Annotated in this window: 16 protein-coding genes and 1 tRNA gene; 15 read left to right on the top strand and 2 right to left on the bottom strand. The window is 71.0% G+C overall.

Translation table 11 applies throughout. The features are described 5' to 3' along the window. Positions 1 to 39: 39 nt before the first annotated feature. Positions 40 to 1,341 (bottom strand): hypothetical protein, encoded by a 1,302-nt coding sequence (locus HW274_RS01530; protein ID WP_185989052.1) that lies wholly within the window; start codon positions 1,339 to 1,341, stop codon positions 40 to 42. 413 nt (positions 1,342 to 1,754) lie between these two features. Here HW274_RS01530 and HW274_RS01535 point away from each other — a divergent pair, with 413 nt between their 5' ends. The 14 genes from HW274_RS01535 to HW274_RS01600 all read left to right on the top strand — a co-directional run bounded on the left by HW274_RS01535 (position 1,755) and on the right by HW274_RS01600 (position 15,810). After that, positions 1,755 to 2,621, top strand: a complete 867-nt coding sequence (locus tag HW274_RS01535; protein ID WP_075253610.1) for a PP2C family serine/threonine-protein phosphatase — start codon at positions 1,755 to 1,757, stop codon at positions 2,619 to 2,621. Then, positions 2,618 to 4,096 carry a hypothetical protein gene (locus tag HW274_RS01540; RefSeq protein ID WP_185989053.1) on the top strand — a complete coding sequence of 493 codons (1,479 nt, stop codon included), beginning with the start codon at positions 2,618 to 2,620 and terminating at the stop codon, positions 4,094 to 4,096. Before HW274_RS01535 ends, HW274_RS01540 begins: the two co-directional genes overlap by 4 nt. A gap of 102 nt (positions 4,097 to 4,198) precedes the next feature. Then, positions 4,199 to 5,032: a hypothetical protein gene (locus HW274_RS01545; RefSeq protein WP_020991959.1), complete on the top strand. Its 834-nt coding sequence runs from the start codon at positions 4,199 to 4,201 to the stop codon at positions 5,030 to 5,032. Positions 5,033 to 5,048: 16 nt separating this feature from the next. Then, positions 5,049 to 5,966, top strand: a complete 918-nt coding sequence (locus HW274_RS01550) for a DUF2993 domain-containing protein (RefSeq protein ID WP_185989054.1) — start codon at positions 5,049 to 5,051, stop codon at positions 5,964 to 5,966. Positions 5,967 to 6,179: 213 nt separating this feature from the next. Next, positions 6,180 to 7,526, top strand: coding sequence for a MoxR family ATPase (locus HW274_RS01555; protein ID WP_185989055.1), 1,347 nt, complete (start codon positions 6,180 to 6,182; stop codon positions 7,524 to 7,526). 23 nt (positions 7,527 to 7,549) lie between these two features. After that, positions 7,550 to 8,551, top strand: coding sequence for a DUF58 domain-containing protein (locus tag HW274_RS01560; RefSeq protein ID WP_075253605.1), 1,002 nt, complete (start codon positions 7,550 to 7,552; stop codon positions 8,549 to 8,551). Between the two features lie 3 nt (positions 8,552 to 8,554). After that, positions 8,555 to 9,076, top strand: coding sequence for a hypothetical protein (locus HW274_RS01565; protein ID WP_009405425.1), 522 nt, complete (start codon positions 8,555 to 8,557; stop codon positions 9,074 to 9,076). Next, entirely contained in the window at positions 9,070 to 10,182 is a 1,113-nt protein-coding gene (locus HW274_RS01570; protein WP_075253604.1) for a VWA domain-containing protein, read from the top strand. The genes HW274_RS01565 and HW274_RS01570 overlap by 7 nt, the downstream gene beginning before the upstream one ends. Continuing rightward, a complete protein-coding gene (locus HW274_RS01575) occupies positions 10,179 to 11,282 on the top strand; it encodes a BatA and WFA domain-containing protein (protein ID WP_075253603.1) in 1,104 nt (367 codons plus the stop codon). The genes HW274_RS01570 and HW274_RS01575 overlap by 4 nt, the downstream gene beginning before the upstream one ends. Further along, on the top strand, positions 11,282 to 12,307 hold the full coding sequence (locus HW274_RS01580; protein WP_396027380.1) for a hypothetical protein: 1,026 nt from the start codon (positions 11,282 to 11,284) through the stop codon (positions 12,305 to 12,307). The genes HW274_RS01575 and HW274_RS01580 overlap by 1 nt, the downstream gene beginning before the upstream one ends. Further along, the gene (locus tag HW274_RS01585; RefSeq protein ID WP_075253601.1) at positions 12,304 to 12,801 is read left to right on the top strand and encodes an NUDIX domain-containing protein; all 498 of its coding nucleotides are present in this window, start codon (positions 12,304 to 12,306) and stop codon (positions 12,799 to 12,801) included. The genes HW274_RS01580 and HW274_RS01585 overlap by 4 nt, the downstream gene beginning before the upstream one ends. A gap of 145 nt (positions 12,802 to 12,946) precedes the next feature. After that, a complete protein-coding gene (locus HW274_RS01590; protein WP_075253600.1) occupies positions 12,947 to 13,639 on the top strand; it encodes a TetR/AcrR family transcriptional regulator in 693 nt (230 codons plus the stop codon). Positions 13,640 to 13,693: 54 nt separating this feature from the next. Continuing rightward, complete coding sequence (locus tag HW274_RS01595; protein ID WP_075253599.1) at positions 13,694 to 14,401, top strand: M50 family metallopeptidase; 708 nt, start codon at positions 13,694 to 13,696, stop codon at positions 14,399 to 14,401. Positions 14,402 to 14,592: 191 nt separating this feature from the next. Beyond that, a complete protein-coding gene (locus HW274_RS01600) occupies positions 14,593 to 15,810 on the top strand; it encodes an extracellular solute-binding protein (protein WP_185989056.1) in 1,218 nt (405 codons plus the stop codon). A 155-nt stretch (positions 15,811 to 15,965) separates the two neighbouring features. On the opposite strand, the gene HW274_RS01605 is transcribed toward HW274_RS01600, so the two are convergent. Beyond that, positions 15,966 to 16,039: transfer RNA gene (locus tag HW274_RS01605), tRNA-Gly, on the bottom strand. 167 nt (positions 16,040 to 16,206) lie between these two features. On the opposite strand from HW274_RS01605, the gene HW274_RS12730 reads away from it, so the two are divergent. Next, entirely contained in the window at positions 16,207 to 16,725 is a 519-nt protein-coding gene (locus tag HW274_RS12730; protein WP_260679143.1) for a TM2 domain-containing protein, read from the top strand. Positions 16,726 to 16,747: the final 22 nt, after the last annotated feature.

Raw genomic sequence — 16,747 nt, forward strand, 5'->3', positions numbered from 1 at the left:
AGCCCCGGCGGGCGGGGCTCCGACCTCGGGTGAAACGGATCAGTTGCTGTGGTGGGTGGTGGGGGTCACGCTCTCGCGGCTGAGGATGAAGCCCTGACCGGTGACCTGGCTCCAGCACTGCATGCCGGAGTCTGCCGACTCACAGGCGAAGGTGGAGTTCTTGGCGGCGGAGCCGTAGCTGAGGCTGACGCCCTTGGTGGAGAAGGTGGACCCGCAACTCTGGCTGGACTTCCCATCCGTGCCGATCGTGACCGTCAGCGGCTTCGAGGACGGGCAGGAAGCGGTCGAGGCGTGCTCGTTGATGACGCAGGTGAGGTTGTTGTCTTTCAGGGTGCAGCTGATGTTGCCGCTGGGGGCGTCGAAGGCCGACAGCTCCTGAGCGTTGGCGGGCGCCGGTGCCTTGAGCGTGGGTGTCGCCGAGGCACTCGGGGTGGCCGATGCCGAGGGGGAGGCCGACTGGGTGGCCGGGGAGGAGCCGTCTTGAGCCGCGGCCTGACCGGAGTCGGCCGTGGCCTCGGTGCCCGAGTCGGCGGCCGAGCCCTTGTCACTGCCCCCGGAGAGGTACCAGGTCGCCAGGAAGACCAGGACGGTGGCCACCAGGAGCGCCAGGATGAGCAGGATGCGGTTGGAAGTCAGGAAGGAGGAGGGGGGCTCGGAGTCGTCGTCCTCAGTGCCGACGCCGAAGACGCCGTCGTCGCCGGCCACTGCGGGGGCCTGCTGTACGGCGGCCGGAATGACCGGGCTCTGCGCCTGAGAGACATTCGCGGACTGCTGGAAGGTCTGCTGCAGGGCGGGCTGAACCGGCCGGGCCGGTGACTGGGAGGCCATCGCCTGGGCGGGGTGGGACGTGGGCACCGAGACGGTCGGGTCGCCTGCGGCCTGGAAGTTGTCGACCTGCGTGTTCGCGCCGGCCGCGTTGAAGGCGCTCGGTGCGCTCGCGGCGCTCCTCGAGCTGGTGGCGGAGACCGCAGAGGCGCCGGAGACCGCGCTGCCGGGCTGGAGTGAACGAGGCAGGGTCACCTGCGTGGGGGCCTCGGAGGACCTGGCCGACGGAGCGCTGTGCTGGGCGCCGGGGGGCGAGACCACCGCCAGCTGCGGCGATGACTGCGCCGACTGCGCCGACGGCGCTGACTGGGGCTGGCTGTTGCGAGAGGCCAGGGCTGCGTCGACCGCAGGGTCACCCAGGGTTCCCAGCCACTCCAGGAGGGCGGGATAGGTGCGTGGGTTGGCGGCGATGTAGGGGCGCAGGCCGGGGTAGTTCTGCGCCAGCTGGTGGAGGGTCTCCAACTCTGCATTGGGATCCTGCGCTCGCGCGACAAGCTCGTCCTTGGCCTGAGACATGCTGGGTCCTTCGAGGGTCGGGAAAACGACGTCGGTCCAGGTCGTGACCGGCACCTGGGGCCGTCGCGGGTCGGGTGTCGGGCCGCCCGTGATACCGAGTCAGGGAACGCAGTACCACCTCGGCGGCATAGGGGTCGGTCAGCCGGCCACGTTGGAAGACTACCTGAGGACATCGTGAATCCGACTGCCTGACGGGTCACGGCCGCAGCTCGTCAGTGTCCGACGACGGCGGATCGTCGCCGATGGCGGCGGTGAGGCAGGCCCGTTCGGCGGGTGCAGCGGGAACCGGCGCCGCCGGCCTCCGACAGGGTGTGGGCTCCCACATGGTGGAATCGGGGCGGTGGCACGGTGGTTCCGGACGGGGTGCTGGGGTTTACTAGGGGAGTGCACGCGACGCAAGTGAAAGGGAGACGATGACCGAGCACGTTCGTGCTGATGCCGATGCCATCGTGATCCGCGGTGAGGACGGCATCAGGGCCTCGGAGGTCGTTGTCGGTGCGGCCACTGACGTGGGGCGTCTGCGGACGATCAACGAGGACGGCTACCTCGCCATCGCTCCGGCCTTCGTCGTCGTCGACGGCATGGGCGGGCACGCCGCCGGCCGTATGGCCACGCAGGTGGCCCTTGACTCCCTGTACTCACTGGCCGGGGCGACCATCACCGACGTCGACACGGTGGTTCGCGCGGTGGTGGCCGCGCAGGAGGCGATCATCGCCATCCCGTCCCACGCCGCCTACCTGCCCGGCGCGACGATCGCCGGCGTCATCCTGACCTGGATTCCGGACGAGCAGGGGGTCACGCGTCCGACCTGGGTCATCTTCAACATCGGGGACGCCCGGGTCTACTTGCTGCGCGGTGACATGCTCTCCCAGGTCACCCGCGACCACTCCCGGGTCCAGATTCTCATCGAGACCGGTGAGCTCACCCCCGAGCAGGCGCGCCGCGACTCCCGCCGCAACATCGTCACCCGGGCGCTGGGCGGTGGCATCGCCGACTCCGGCGTCCCGGACCTCTACAGCGTTCCGGTGGCCGCCGGGGATCGGCTCCTCATCTGCTCCGACGGACTCAGTGACGAGCTCGACGACGAGGCCATCGCCACCGTGCTGGCGGCCGGGTACACGGCGCAGCGCACGGCCGAGCTCCTCGTGGCCGCCTCCCTGGAGGGCGGAGGGCATGACAACACCACCGCTGTCGTCGTCGACGCCCTCCAGGTGCCGGATCTTCCGCCGACGGCGCACACGTCCCGCCCCGGTGGCGCGAGCAGTCAGGGGGCGCAGTGACGATCTCCCCGGTTCCCTCCCCATCCCTGCCACGCGAGCGGGTTCCGCTGCCCGAGGGGCTGACGCGCCTGTCGGATGGTGCTCTGCGGGTCGACGGCGTTGACGGGACCGCCGTCATCAACCCGGCTGCCGGCTCGCAGGCCGGCGGAGTCTCCGTGGAGACGGGCCTGCGGGTCCTGCAGGCCCTGGGCGGCACCTACCTGCCGACGGTGGGGCCGGCGGCCCCCGCGACCCCGGCTGCCCTGAGCGCGCCCTCCCCCCAGGAAGCCGCGCCCTCGCGGGCCGCAGCGCTGCGGCGCTCGGACCTGCGGTCCATGGCTCCGGAGCCCAGCGGGATCGTCCCGGCCGAGCCCAGTGACGAGACCACGCTGCTCAGACCGATCACCCCGATCTCCGGCTCGCCTCAGGAGGCGGCCCCGGAGCTGGAGCTGGCGCCGCAGCCGGGGTCGGAGCAAGTGCAGGAGCCGGCGCCCCTGGAGGTGCCTTCTCCCGCCGCGGCCGATTCTTCTGCCGAGGTCGCTTCCTCCGACCCGGCCCCTCCGTCCGCCGAGGCTGCGTCTCCTGCCGAGGTCGCTTCCTCCGACCCGGCCCCTCCCTCCGCCGAGACTGTGTCTTCTGCCGAATCCGACAGCTCCACGGACTCGGCTCCCGAGCTGCTGGAGACGGGCGTCTGGGAGGACCCCGACGACCCCATCGAGCCGCCGCAGGAGCTCTCGCAGACCACCGAGGCCGCTGCGGAGGGCCTGGAGACCGGCGACGTGAGCCCGTTCCCGGACTACCCCGAGCCGGAGCCCGGCTCGGGGCGTCGGCGCCGCGGCGCCCACCGGGCCCCGACCGCTCCCTCGGCGAGCTCGGGCGGCAGCCCGACGGCCAACACCCCCACGGCGCCGGACAACTCCAAGAGCAAGCAGCCCCAGCCCGTCCGCGAGCCCCAGCCCTTGGAGGCCCTGCCCAACACGGAGGTCGTCTCCGCCTCCGAGGCGGCGCTGATCGCGGCGCCCCCCGTGCGGGCCTCGATCTGTCCCCAGGGGCACCCCAATCCTCCCGAGCTCCGGGAGTGCCTGATCTGCGCCCAGCCCCTGACGGGAGTCTTCTCCTACGTGCGCCGGCCGGCTCTGGCCACGCTGACCCTGTCGACCGGCGCCGCCATCGAGGTCGCCGGCGACGTCGTCATCGGACGGGCCCCCCAGGTGCAGGCCGGGGGCGATCCGCACATCGTGGCCCTGGTCCCGGTGGCCAGCCCGCAGCACATGGTCTCGCGCTCCCACCTCATGCTCACGACCTCGGGGTGGAGCGTCCTGGCTCAGGACCTGGGCTCGTCCAACGGCACGGTCCTGGCCCGCCCCGGTGCGACGCCGGTCCTGCTGGGATCGGGAATGCCGACGCCGGTCTTCATGGGGGACCTCATGGATGTCGGCGACGGGGTGACGCTCCGTATCGATCCGCCGTCGTGGCTGAGGCTCCGCAGTGGCTGAGGTCACTGTCCGAGTGGTCGTGCTTGGCCGGTGCGGTTGCGGCTTCTCAGCGAGACTGGACCCGGGTGCCGATCATGAGCCGGGACCGTGGAAGGAGAATTCATGAGCGACCTGACGTGGACGGAGATGCCGGAGGTCGATCCTGAGCAGCCCGACGAGCTCGTCCTGGACTTCTCCGGAGAGATTCACCGGGTCGCTCCGGCCGACACCTTCGTCATCGGCCGAGGCGGAGACCTCGATATTGACGACAACCCCTACCTCCACCGCCGTTTCCTGGTCTTCGCCCACTCCGAGAACCTCTGGTGGATCGCCAATGAGGGCTCGCGGTTGTCGGCCACCCTGACTGACGGCGAGGGGTTGGTCCAGTCCCGGCTGGCCCCGGGGGCCCGCATGCCCCTGGTCTTCCCGCGGGTCATCCTCACCTTCTCCGCAGGACCCACCACCTACGAGATCAACCTCATCACCTCCGGGGAGGACCGTTTCTCCGGGATCGACGGCGTGCGTCAGTCCTCCGGACAGACCACCATCGGGGTGACTCCGATGACCCGCTCCCAGCTGCTGCTCGTTCTGGCGCTGTCCGAGCCGGTGCTCAAACGGGCCGGGACCGGGGCCGCCGAGATCCCCTCCTCCGCGGCGGCCGCCGCGCGCCTGGGCTGGCCGCTGACCAAGTTCAACCGCAAGCTCGACAACGTCTGCGAGAAGCTCGACCGGGTGGGGGTGCGTGGGCTGCGCGGCGGCCGGGTGGCCGGAGCCGCCTCCAACCGGCGTACCGCCCTGGTGGAGCACGCGGTGTCCACCCTCATGGTCACCGCCGAGGACCTCTACATGCTTGACGAGGAGCGGGCCGCCAACCAGGCCCCCGCCGACCAGACGGCCGAGCGTTCGGTGAGCACTGCTCCGGTGGCTCAGAGCTCGCCGTCGGCGCCGAGGCGATGACGTGACACGAGGAGCGATGAGTCACCACAGTGACGCGGACTCGCCTCGGGTGCAGGCGGACGTGACCGAGGAGGAGGTCTCCGATCGGGCACTCCTCGATGAGGTCCTGGCGGACGATCCCGAGGAGGACGACCTCCTGCAGGAGAACTCCTTCGAGGATGACATCCCCCGCCCTGCCAGACGACGTCGCGCTCGACGGTGGGTGGCGGTCCTGGTGGTGCTCGTCGTCATCCTGAGCGCCGGGGCCGTCGGGGCGGAGTACCTCGTGCGCGGGCAGGTCGACTCCGCCGTGCGCTCGGCCCTGCCGGGGCTCAGCCCGGACGCCCGGATCGCCACGAAGGGAATCGTTCTGAGTCAGGTCGTCGGCGGCTCACTGGACAGTCTGAGCGTGGACTCCCCGAGCCTGACGATCACCTCCAAGGGGCAGAGCAATGCCTCGGTCACGCTCAGCGACGTCGACGTCGATCTGAGTCACATCAGCCTGCACAAGCCCTATCAGACCGACACGGTGGCGGCCTCGGGCACCGTCAGCTGGCAGCAGGTGGCCACGCTCGCCGCCGCATCGCACCCCAAGCTCAAGGGCATCACCCTTCAAGCCAAGCGCACCGGGACGAGCGCCCAGGATCCGGGGGTCATCCAGGCCTCGATGTCCGTGCTCGGTCTGAGTGGTCAGGCCGAGATCACCCCGTCGCTGGGTGCCGACGGCAGCCTGATCCTGACCATCACCTCCACCCGGATGAGCGGGAACACCCTCGGCGTCGACGTCGGCACGGGGCAGGACAGCATGCTCAGCTATGTCGGGCTGGACTCCCCGCAGATCACGATCCCCGCGAACTCCCTGCCGCCGGGGCTGCGCCCGACCAGCGCCATCGTCACCAATGACGGGCTCCGGCTGAGCCTGGCCGGAAGCCGGGTGAACCTCGGCCAGCTCTGATCCCGGGGCGACCACCCCATGACGACTCGTCTCACATTTCCTTCAAAGTGGCGCGGATCCAGTGAAAAGTGGAGACTCTCCGGCGCTGTGGGGAGGACTTCCCCGTCGCTCGCGCCACAGGTGGCCCCGGCTCGTATAGCCTGCCAATGCGTCGCCTATCCAGGCGCGAGCACGTGGCGCGAGGAATCAAGCCAGAACTGAGCGAGGAGAACCATGAGCATGCAGCCCGAGCACCGCGCCCAACCCGGCAGTCAGCCGGGTGGCTGGGGCAGTGGCCAGCAGTACGGTCAGCCTGCCGGGCAGCCGGCGGCCCGAGCGGCCAGCCGGCCCGACGGCTCCTCCGCGGGGCAGGGGACGGCGGCCTCGGCGCAGCAGCCGCCCTCGGTCCCACCTCAGGTCGACCCGCAGACCGCTGGGGCCGGCTCCGTGCCGACCACGTCGCCGACCACGTCATCCAGGATGACGGTTCCCGGCTACCCCTCCGGACCGGCGGCGCCGGCCGAGGAGAAGGTCGACACCGGCCCCCTGCCCTCCCGTGAGACGCTGCGCCGCGAGGCCCGGGCCGCCTCCAGCCGTCGAGGCGCCGGGGACGCCGACGTGGAGCGCGCCGGCGAGCTGCTCAAGTCCGTGGCCAACATCTTCTCCCAGCGCGTCGTCGGTCAGGAGCAGCTGCGCAGGGCCCTGGTGACCGCCCTCATGTCCAGTGGTCACATCCTGCTGGAGTCCGTGCCGGGCCTGGCCAAGACCACCGCCGCCCAGACGCTGGCCTCGGCGGTCTCCGGCTCCTTCCGGCGCATCCAGTGCACGCCCGACCTCATGCCCAACGACATCGTGGGCACCCAGATCCTCAACTCCTCCACCGGCGAGATGACCACCCAGCTGGGGCCGGTCCACGCCAACATCGTCCTGCTCGACGAGATCAACCGCTCCAGCGCCAAGACCCAGTCGGCCATGCTCGAGGCCATGCAGGAGCGCCAGACCTCCATCGGCGGCGTCGTCTACCCCCTGCCCCACCCCTTCATGGTCCTGGCCACCCAGAACCCCATCGAGGAGGAGGGCACCTACGTCCTGCCTGAGGCGCAGATGGACCGCTTCCTCATGAAGGAGGTGCTCACCTACCCGCGGCCCTCGGAGGAGGCCGACGTCCTGGACCGCATCTCCAACGGGACCTTCGACCAGCCCGTGACCGGTCGGCCCATCTCCACCGACGACGTCGAGTGGCTGCAGCGGGCCGCCGAGCGGGTCTATGTCGATCCCGTCATCAAGCAGTACATCGTCGCCCTCATCAACACCTCCCGTGGCGGGGGGCCGCGGCCCGTGCCCGGCCTGGACCGGCAGGTGCGCGTGGGGGCCTCCCCCCGTGGAGGCATCGCACTCATGAAGGTGGCCCAGGCGGTCGCCCTCCAGGAGGGGCGCACCTACGTCATCCCCGACGACGTCCGCCTGCTGCGTCACGGGGTGCTGCGCCACCGGCTGGTGCTCACCTATGACGCCCTGGCCGACGGAGTCGCGCCCGAGGCGATCATCGACGCCATCTTCGCGGCCGTCCCCACGCCCTGAGCCCGGTGGGGACCAGCACAGCGATGAGCACGGAGGTACACGGCGCTCCCGGGGCGCCCGAGTCCGATTCCGGCGAGGGCCGGCGCGGTTCGCGGATCGAGCGTCTGCGCGCGGCTCTGAGCCTGCCGACCCTGCGCCGCGCCACGGGGCTGCTCGACGGGCGCCACAAGTCGGTGTTCGTCGGACGCGGGCAGGACTTCGACGACATGTCCTTCTACCGGCCCGGCGACGACATCTCCGACATCGACTGGAAGTCCTCGGCCCGCCTGGGGCAGCCGGTCATCAAGCGCTACCAGCGCGAGTCCATGATGCCCATGGTGTTGGCCGTGGACACGGGCCGGACCATGGCGGCGATGACCCCCTCGGGTGAGGACAAGCGCGACCTGGCCCTGGGAGTGGCGGAGGTCTTCGCCTACCTGGCCCGGATGCGGGGGGACTCGGTGGCGCTCGTGGCCGGTGACGCCGGTCGGATGATCTCGCGTCCGGCCCGTTCCGGGGCCAAGCACGTGGAGACCCTGCTGGCGCTGCTGGCGCGCACCTTCGAGGACCTCGACGCTCCCGTCGAGGGGGCGCCCGGCGTCTTCGAGCTGGCCCCCGGGGCCCCTCCCTCCAGCCTGCCTCGCCTCATGGAGCGTGTGAGCACCTGGCACCGCCGCCGCAGCCTGGTCATCCTCATCACCGACACCGCTCACCCCGGCCCCGACGCCGCGACCTGGCTGCGGCGCCTGTCGATCCAGCACGAGATGATCGTCGTCCAGATCGAGGACGACGACCCGCTGCGCCCGGACGGCGGCCGCGGGCGGGACATCGACCTCCCCTTCGAGATCCCCGCCTTCCTGCGCGCGGACTCCTACCTGGCCGCTCAGGCGGCCGTGGTGCGCGAGCAGTGGCGCACCAGCGTCGAGCAGGTGCTCGACGCCCGGCACCTGGAGTACGGTGTCGTCTCCTCCGAGGAGACGCTCATCGACTCCATCGCCGAGCTCCTCCAGCGCGAGCGCGCCGCCGTGGCCAGAGGGAGGCGGTGACCCATGCAGATCATGCCCCCGGTCCTCATGCCGATTTGGATGGTCATCGTCATGGTCGTCGGCCTCCTGCTGGTGACCGCCTGGCTGCTGCGGACCTTCCTGGTGACCCGCCGCGACATCTCCCAGGAGGTCGGAGACATCCCCATGGCTCCCCGTGAGCGCCGCCAGTGGGGTGAGCGTCTCAGCGAGATCTCCCAGCGCTGGGACGCCGGTGATCTGGACCTGCGCGAGCTGCACCTGGAGCTGGCCGCGCTGCTGCGCGGCTTCGCCGAGGCCCGCAGCGGGGAGGAGATCACCACCGCCACGGTCTCGGAGATCCTCGACATGGCCGCGACCGCCGGGCCGAGCTCGGTGGAGGAGCGCCGGCGCAGCGTGCGCGCGGCGGGCCGTCCCCTGGATATCAACCCGCTGGGGCACGTCGGAGAGCTGCTGGCCGTGTGGGAGCAGCCCTCCTTCGACCGTGAGCCGCAGGCCGCCGCGCAGGAGGCCCTGACCCACGCCAGGGAGGTGGTCACCCGATGGTGATGCTCTGGTTGTTCATTGTTCTTGTCGTCATCGCCGTCGCGGCGATCATCGCGGTGTTCATCATCGACCGCCGCTCCGGCCTGGGCCCCTCCACCGGGGCGCCCAAGCGCTCCAGGCTGTCCTGGAGCCGGCGGGGGAGCGAGCAGGTCGTCGAACTGCCCCGCCGTCTGGCCAACTCGGCGAGCCTGTTCCAGCTGCCGGCGGTGCGCAAGCGCATCCGGGCTCAGCGCTGGCTCCACGCGCTCCTGGCGGTCCTGCTGGTCTCGGGCCTGGTGAGCGCCGCCGCCATCGCCGGTCGGCCCGTGCGTGTCACCGAGCGCTCCGACGCCCTGGCCAACCGTGACATCGTCCTATGCCTGGACGTGTCGACGTCGATGGTCAGGATCGACTCCTCGGTCCTGACGACCTTCTCCGAGATCCTGGAGGACTTCGACGGCGAGCGGGTGGGGATCGTGGCCTGGAACTCGGCCGCGCAGACCATCGTGCCGCTCACGGACGACTACGAGCTGCTGCGTGACCAGCTCAGCGAGCTGGGCGACGTGCTGGACATCGACCCGGAGAACGTCACCTACAAGCAGCAGCTCGCCTACCAGGAGGCCTTCGGCGGCACGGTGAACTCCAGCATCAACGGCTCCTCCCTGGCCGGCGACGGGCTCGCCTCCTGCGCCCAGGCCTTCGACAACCAGGGGCTGGAGCGCTCCCGCTCCATCATCCTGGCCACCGACAACCAGGTCATCGACCCCGACAACGAGCAGATCTATCCCCTGCCCGACGCCGCCAAGCTCCTGGCCGAGCGCAAGATCCGCCTGTTCTCCATCTACGGTGCCGACGAGGACCAGCCTTACCAGAACCTGCTCGACAAGACTCCTGAGGAGTCCCGCGAGGAGCTCAAGACCGTCACCGAGGAGCAGGGCAAGGGGCGCTTCTACGACGTCGAGGACTCCGGCACCGGGGGCCAGATCGTCAAGGAGCTGGAGAAGACCGAGGTCTCCGCGCTCGGGGGCCGCAAGCAGACCCGTCGCACCGACGTCCCCCAGCGGCTCGTCATCACGCTCTCACTGGTGCTTCTGGGCTACCTGGGACTGACTACCTGGAGGCGAGCATGAAGCCGGTTCCGATCATCGGGGACTTCGCGTTCATCCCGGTCACCTGGTGGATCCTCGTCCTCCTCGTGGCGGCCGCCCTGACGGGGCTGCTCATCGTGGCCCGACGCCGCCTGGTCCGTGACGATGCCGAGCCGGCCGCCCGCCGGGCCTGGTGGAGGCGCCTGGCCATCGTCGTCGTCATTGTGCTGGCGCTGGCGGGGCCGGCGATCCGCGGCAGCGAGACCATCAGCGTCTCCAACGTGGAGATCTACATGGTGGTGGACCGCACTGGATCCATGGCCGCGGAGGACTACCAGGGCAAGGGGCCCGACGGCGTCGACCAGTCGGCCTCCACCAGGCTCGACGGCGTGCGCGCCGACATGCGGGCCGTCCGCGAGGCCTTCCCGGACTCGCGCTTCTCCATCATCGCCCTGGACAACACGGCGGCCCGGGAGCTGCCGCTGACTCACGACACCAACGCCGTCGACGCCTGGATCGGCTCCTTCAAGCAGGAGGTCACGGGCCACTCCGTCGGCTCCTCGCTGGAGGTGGCGCTTCCGGTGCTGGGGCAGACGCTGACGCAGGCCCGCCAGTCCGACCCCAAGGACATCCGCCTCGTCTACATCTTCTCCGACGGCGAGGCCACCGACGAGGGCCGCGGCACTCAGACGGCCGACAATGCCGGCATCTCCTGGCAGTCCCTGGCCGGTCTCATCGACGGCGGCGCAGTGCTGGGCTACGGCTCGACCGAGGGCGGCAAGATGCGCAGCTACGACGGTTCGCCGTCCACCGGCGAGCACACCCAGTCCGACTACATCACCGACGGCCAGGGCGGGCAGCCCGGGGTGTCGAAGATCGACGCCGAGGAGCTCCAGAAGGTGGCCAAGGACCTGGGGCTGCCCTACTACCACCGCACCGGCGGCTCGGGGGATGACCCGACGAGCAAGTTCACCAACCTCGACATCGAGGCCGTCACCTCCGACGGACGGGCCAAGACCAACGCCCGGGTGTACCTGACCTGGCCACTGGGACTCATCGCCTTCGGTCTGCTGCTGTGGGAGATCCTCGACCTCATGCGAGCCGACCGTCGCCTGCGTCTTCTCATGGGAAGGGGACGATGATGACGACAGAACACACCCCCGGCGAGGTCCCCGGGCAGGTCGGCGACGGGACGCAGCCCGGAGCCGCCCAGGCCGCCCAGGCGGCGCAGGGCGCGGTCAGTGGCGCCCCGGAGCAGGTGCCCGACTACCTGCAGGAGGCGGACCCGAATGACGGGGCCTCCTCACCGGACCCCTCGGCCCCCGAGGACCCCCGGCGGCGCGAGGCCCGCCTCAAGCGGCGTCGTCGGCTCCTGATGATCGGTGGGGTGCCCGCGGCTCTGGTCACCATCATCTCCCTGTGGCTCGGCTCGATCTTCCTCATCTCCCTGACCGGAAACCGCGCCGCGGCAGCCGGCCACTACGACACGGCCCTGTCGCGCTACCGCACGGTTGCCGCGATCAATCCGTGGCTGGAGCAGTGGCGCGTCCACTTCAACCTGGGCACCGGTCAGCTCGCCGCGAAGGACCCGACCTCCGCGGTGACGACCCTCAAACAGGCTCTCAGCGAGGCACCCAAGGCCAAGGTCGACCCGGAGAGCAAGGTGAAGGAGGCCGGCTCCCCGGAGTGCATGGTGCGCACCAACCTGTACGTCGCCCACCTCACCCTGGCGACCCAGGCCCAGGAGAGCGGAAGCTCCGCGGCGGTCACTGAGCACATCGAGGCGGCCAAGAAGGCGGCCGATACCTGCGAGGTGCCGCCCCCGCCCGAGCAGAACCCCTCCCCGAGCCCGAACCCCTCGGCCACGCCCAGCAGCGACCCGAGCTCGACCCCCTCCTCTCAGCCGAGCAGTGACCCGAGTTCGACCCCGTCGGCCACGCCCAGCAGCGACCCGAGCTCGAGTGCCTCCTCGCAGCCCAGCAGCGATCCGAGCGCGAGCCCGTCGTCGTCGAGCTCGCCGGGTGAGACCTCCTCCAGCACCCCGAGCGCCAAGCCGACCCCGACCCCGGTCGATGACCGGGCCAAGCGCCTGCGGGACCGCAACAACGGCAGCCCGGGAACCACTGCGGAGCCCGGCGGCGGCGAAGGAGGGGGAAAGCCCTGGTGAGCGACTCCGATACGGGGCGGGCCTCCCGCCTCGTCGTGGCGGCCGCGGTCCTGGACAACCTGGAGCATCCGACCACCCTGCTGTGCGCGGCCCGCTCCTACCCGCCTGAGCACGCCGGTCAGTTCGAGCTGCCCGGTGGCAAGGTCGAACCCGCCGAGAGGCCCGAGCAGGCCCTGGCCCGCGAGCTGGACGAGGAGATCGGTCTGAGCGCCCGCCTGGGGCCCGAGCTCGTCGTCCCCCGACAGCTGGCGGTTGCGGCGCCACCGAACAGCGGTCCCGGCGACGACGCCCCGGCCTGGCCGGCCATGCACGGCTTCAGGATGCGGGTGTGGCTGGCCGAGCCCGCCCACCCCGGGGAGCGGGGCAGGGCCGGAGGCGACCACCAACGCCTGGAGTGGGTACGCCTGGATCCGCCCGACCAGCTGCGCCGGCTGCCGTGGCTGGAGGCGGACCTGCCGATCATCGACGCGCTCGTGGGCGCCCTGGGGCGCTGATGGACACCGGGGCGACGGCGGGGCGCAGACGGACGGCCCTCCCCGGGGCCGCGGGCCCGAGGACACCAACTGCCCCACGGTGCCGGCCTGTCCCAGTTTCTGACACTTCTATCGTCCGCGTCATCTCCTAAGTTAGGGTTGCCTCATGCCGAAGATCCTGGGTTCCTCACTGGCCGAGCATCGAGAGCGCACGCGCACCGCCCTGTTCCAGGCGCTGTCCGAGCTCATGAGCCAGCGCAGCTTCGACAAGATCACCCTGTCCGACGTCGCCAACCACGCGGGCGTGGGGCGCACGGCCGTCTACAACCATTTCGCGGACAAGGAGGACCTCCTCCTGGCCTTCATGGAGCACGAGGCCGGCCGCTACGCCGAGGAGCTCTCCCGGGCGCTGGCCGGCACCCAGGACCCGATCGACCGCCTGCGCATCTATGTGCGCCAGCAGGCCCTCATCGCCCGGCACTTCCACTTCCCGACCTCGGGGCCCCTGTCCGGGGCGGTCTCGCGCGGGACCGCCGGCCGCCTCAAGGCCCACGGGGCGCTCGTGGCCCAGATGCTCTCCTCGATCCTCACCGACGCCATGGACCAGGGGCTCATCCCCGCCCAGGAGCCCGAGCAGGTCATCCCCCTCATCCACGCCACCGTCATGGGTGGGCGCCCGACCCCCACGGATCCGGAGCAGCGCCGGGCCTACCTGGAGAGCCTGGACGCCTTCGTGCTGCGGGCGGTGGGGGCGCGCCAGCCCGCCCACGAGGTTCCGAGCATCCCTCAGCCCCACGCCACCGAGCCCCTGGAGGGCGCCGAGGCCCCCGGTTCGCTTCGTCACAGCGCGGTCGGCTGACAGCGTGAGCCACGGCCTGCCGTGCACACAGGCGGGCCTGGCAGACTTCCGCTCGTGAACCTGAGCTGGACTGACACCTGGAACGACCTGCTGGCCCGCGCCTCGAGCGTCGTCGGCCTGGATCCCGGCGTGCTGTGGCCGGCGCTGGCGATCCTTCTCATCGTCCTGGCCTGGGCACCGGCCCGCCGCTGGGGACGCACCCTGGTGACGATCGTCCACGAGGCCGGGCACGCCGCCGTCGGCCTCATGGTGGGACGGCGCTTCCTCGGATTCGTGGTGAGTCGGGACCTGTCCGGGCACGCCGTCACCGCCGGCAAGCCCACCGGCCCCGGCCGGGTGGCCACCTCCTGGGCCGGCTACCCAGCCCCCGCCGTCCTGGGCGCCGTTGTCGTGCTCCTGGCCCTCAAGGGCTGGGCGAGCACGGTCCTGCTGCTGGGGCTGGTCCTCCTGGCGGTCCTGCTGGTCATGTCCCGCTCCGTGCGCACGGTCCTGCTGGTCCTGCTCGTGGCCGCCTTGACCGGGGCCCTGTGGTGGTGGGGCGGGCAGTGGCGCGACGGCGTCGTCGCCGGGACCGGGCTGGCCCTGCTGGTAGGGGCCTGGGACTCCCTGCGCGACGTCGCCGCCTCACGCGACCCGAGCCAGGACCACCGCACCCTGGCCCACCTGACCCGGGTGCCCGCTGGGGTGTGGCTGGCCAGCTGGTTCCTCGTGGACGCGGCGGCCACCGGCGTCGTCGTGCTGGCCCTGCGCGATCTCCTGTGAGGTGAGGGCGGGGGCGGGCTCGAGTCCGAGCTCGCCGCCCACATGGCCTACGCTTCCTCCTGGCGACGCGGGGCCCACAGTGCCCTCCCGCCGTCCCCGCCCGACGTCGCACATCGCGAGCCCACAGGCGCCGTCGCGGCCCCGGGCTCATCCCGCTCCCGGGCACTCCGGGATTCCCTCTAGGAGAACACATGATGCTCACCCGCAGGACGTTCGCCCTGACCTCTCTGGGGCTGGCCGCCGCGGCCACCCTCGCCGCCTGCTCGTCGAAGTCGAAGGACGAGGCCACCGAGGAGGGCAAGATGGCGCTCATCGTCCCCGACGCGGGCGAGGCCGCCGCGGAGGCGCTGTCCAAGGCGGTGGAGGCATTCACCAAGGAGACCAAGGTGGAGGTGGACATCAAGCCCGTCTCTGACGTCTCCCAGGAGCTGGCCCGCGGGATCACGGCCGAGCCGAGCATCGACGTCGTCGTCCTCAACCCGGCCCAGCTGTCCAGCTACGCCGGTGCCCTGCACTCCTGGGACAAGGGGGCGGCCGCCGTCAAGGACGCGAACCCCGCGCTGCTGACCAGCGCCACCCGGCAGGACAAGATCGCCGCGGCGCCCCGGGACGTCTCCACGCTCGCCCTGTACGTCAACACCTCGCTGTGGTCGGCCGCGGGCCTGAGCGAGTCGGACTACCCGACCACCTGGGAGCAGCTGGACCAGGTGGCCGCCAAGCTCACCTCCGGTGGCGTCGTCGGCCTGACCCTGGATGCCTCCTACGCGCGCGTGGGCGCCTTCCTCATCCAGGGCGGTGGGGGACTGACCAGCGCCGACGGCACGAAGGCGACGGCCTCCTCCGAGGGCTCGGTGGCGGGCCTGACCCAGGTCAAGACGCTCCTGTCCTCCGGGTCGGCCGGCTGGGGCGCCGACCTGCCCGCCGGGTCCGCCGCCGACGCCTTCGGCCAGGGGCAGGCCGCCATGGTGATCGAGACCGAGGCCCTGGCCAAGACTCTGGCGGACACCTACTCGGGTATCTCCTACAAGGTGGTCGAGCTGCCGGCCGGCAGCGGCGGCAAGGGGACCCTGCAGTTCCCCACCTTCTACGGAGTCGTGGAGGCCTCCAAGCACAAGGCCGACGCCATCAAGCTCGTGGAGTACCTCACCGCCGCCGAGCGGCAGGTGGCCCTGGCCGGCGCGGCGGGCACGGTTCCCGCCGGCAAGTCCGCCGGTGAGACCTGGAAGGGCAAGCATGCCGACCAGGCGGCCTTCCTGGCCGGCGTCGAGTACTCCCAGCCCGTGCCCTCCGCCTCGGGCACCTCGGACGTCATCGCCACCTTCGACAACGAGCTGCCCGGGCTGGCCGGAGGTGACCCGGCCGCCATTCTGGGCAGCGCCCAGGTGAACCTGCAGGCCGTCCTGTCCTGACTCCTGGCGGGGCCACTCCGCGCGGTCGGGGACTTTCTCTTCCGGGTGGGGACATGTCACGCGTGCGGGGACGGGAATCCTGTCCCCGAGGGCGTCGAATGCCCCCGGCCGCGCAACAACGAGGGCCCGAACCGTGACGGTCCGGGCCCTCGGGCTGGAGCGGGTGACGGGAATCGAACCCGCGCTGTCAGCTTGGGAAGCTGAAGTTCTACCATTGAACTACACCCGCGTGGCACCAGTAGACGTGCGTCCCAGGTGCGTGCGGAAGTCTAACCCAGACTCCGGCCGTCTACGCAAATCGACCTGCGGCGGGGCATCGCGAACCACGTCGGCCACGCCTTCGCCCACTACACTCGCCAACGGATTCCCTGACGTCTTCATAGGTGTGGTGAGCGCATGACTGATCCCTTCAACCCTCACGAGGCCACTGATCCGACTGGGCTCACTGCGAGTCCCCGCCCGGACGTGCCAGCGCTGCCCGCGGGGTCCGCCCCCACGGACTACCCGTCAGGCGGGTACCCGCCCTATGGCGGCCCTTACGACTCCGGAGCCCAACCGGGGTATGACCCGCAGGGGGCCTACGCACCTCCTCCCGGTTACGGCATGCCTCCTGGGTACAGTGCGCCTCCCGGCTATGGCCCCGTTCCCGCTTACGGTCCTCCCGGCTACCCGAGCAAGTCCAAGGTGGCCGCAGGCATCCTGGCGCTGTTCCTCGGCACCTTCGGGATCCACAACTTCTACCTGGGCTACACGGGCAAGGCGCTCTTCCAGCTCCTGGGCACGCTCTTGAGCTGCGGGTTCCTGGCGCTTCCGATTGCCATCTGGGCCTTCATCGAGGGCATCCTCATTCTGGTGGCCCGCCCCGGCGAGGCGCCGTGGGGCGTTGACGCCTCCGGCATGCCGCTGAGCAGCTGAGGCGCGCTCCGGTCCTCCCGGA

This window comes from Actinomyces sp. oral taxon 169 (genome assembly GCF_013394715.1).
Taxonomy (GTDB): domain Bacteria; phylum Actinomycetota; class Actinomycetes; order Actinomycetales; family Actinomycetaceae; genus Actinomyces.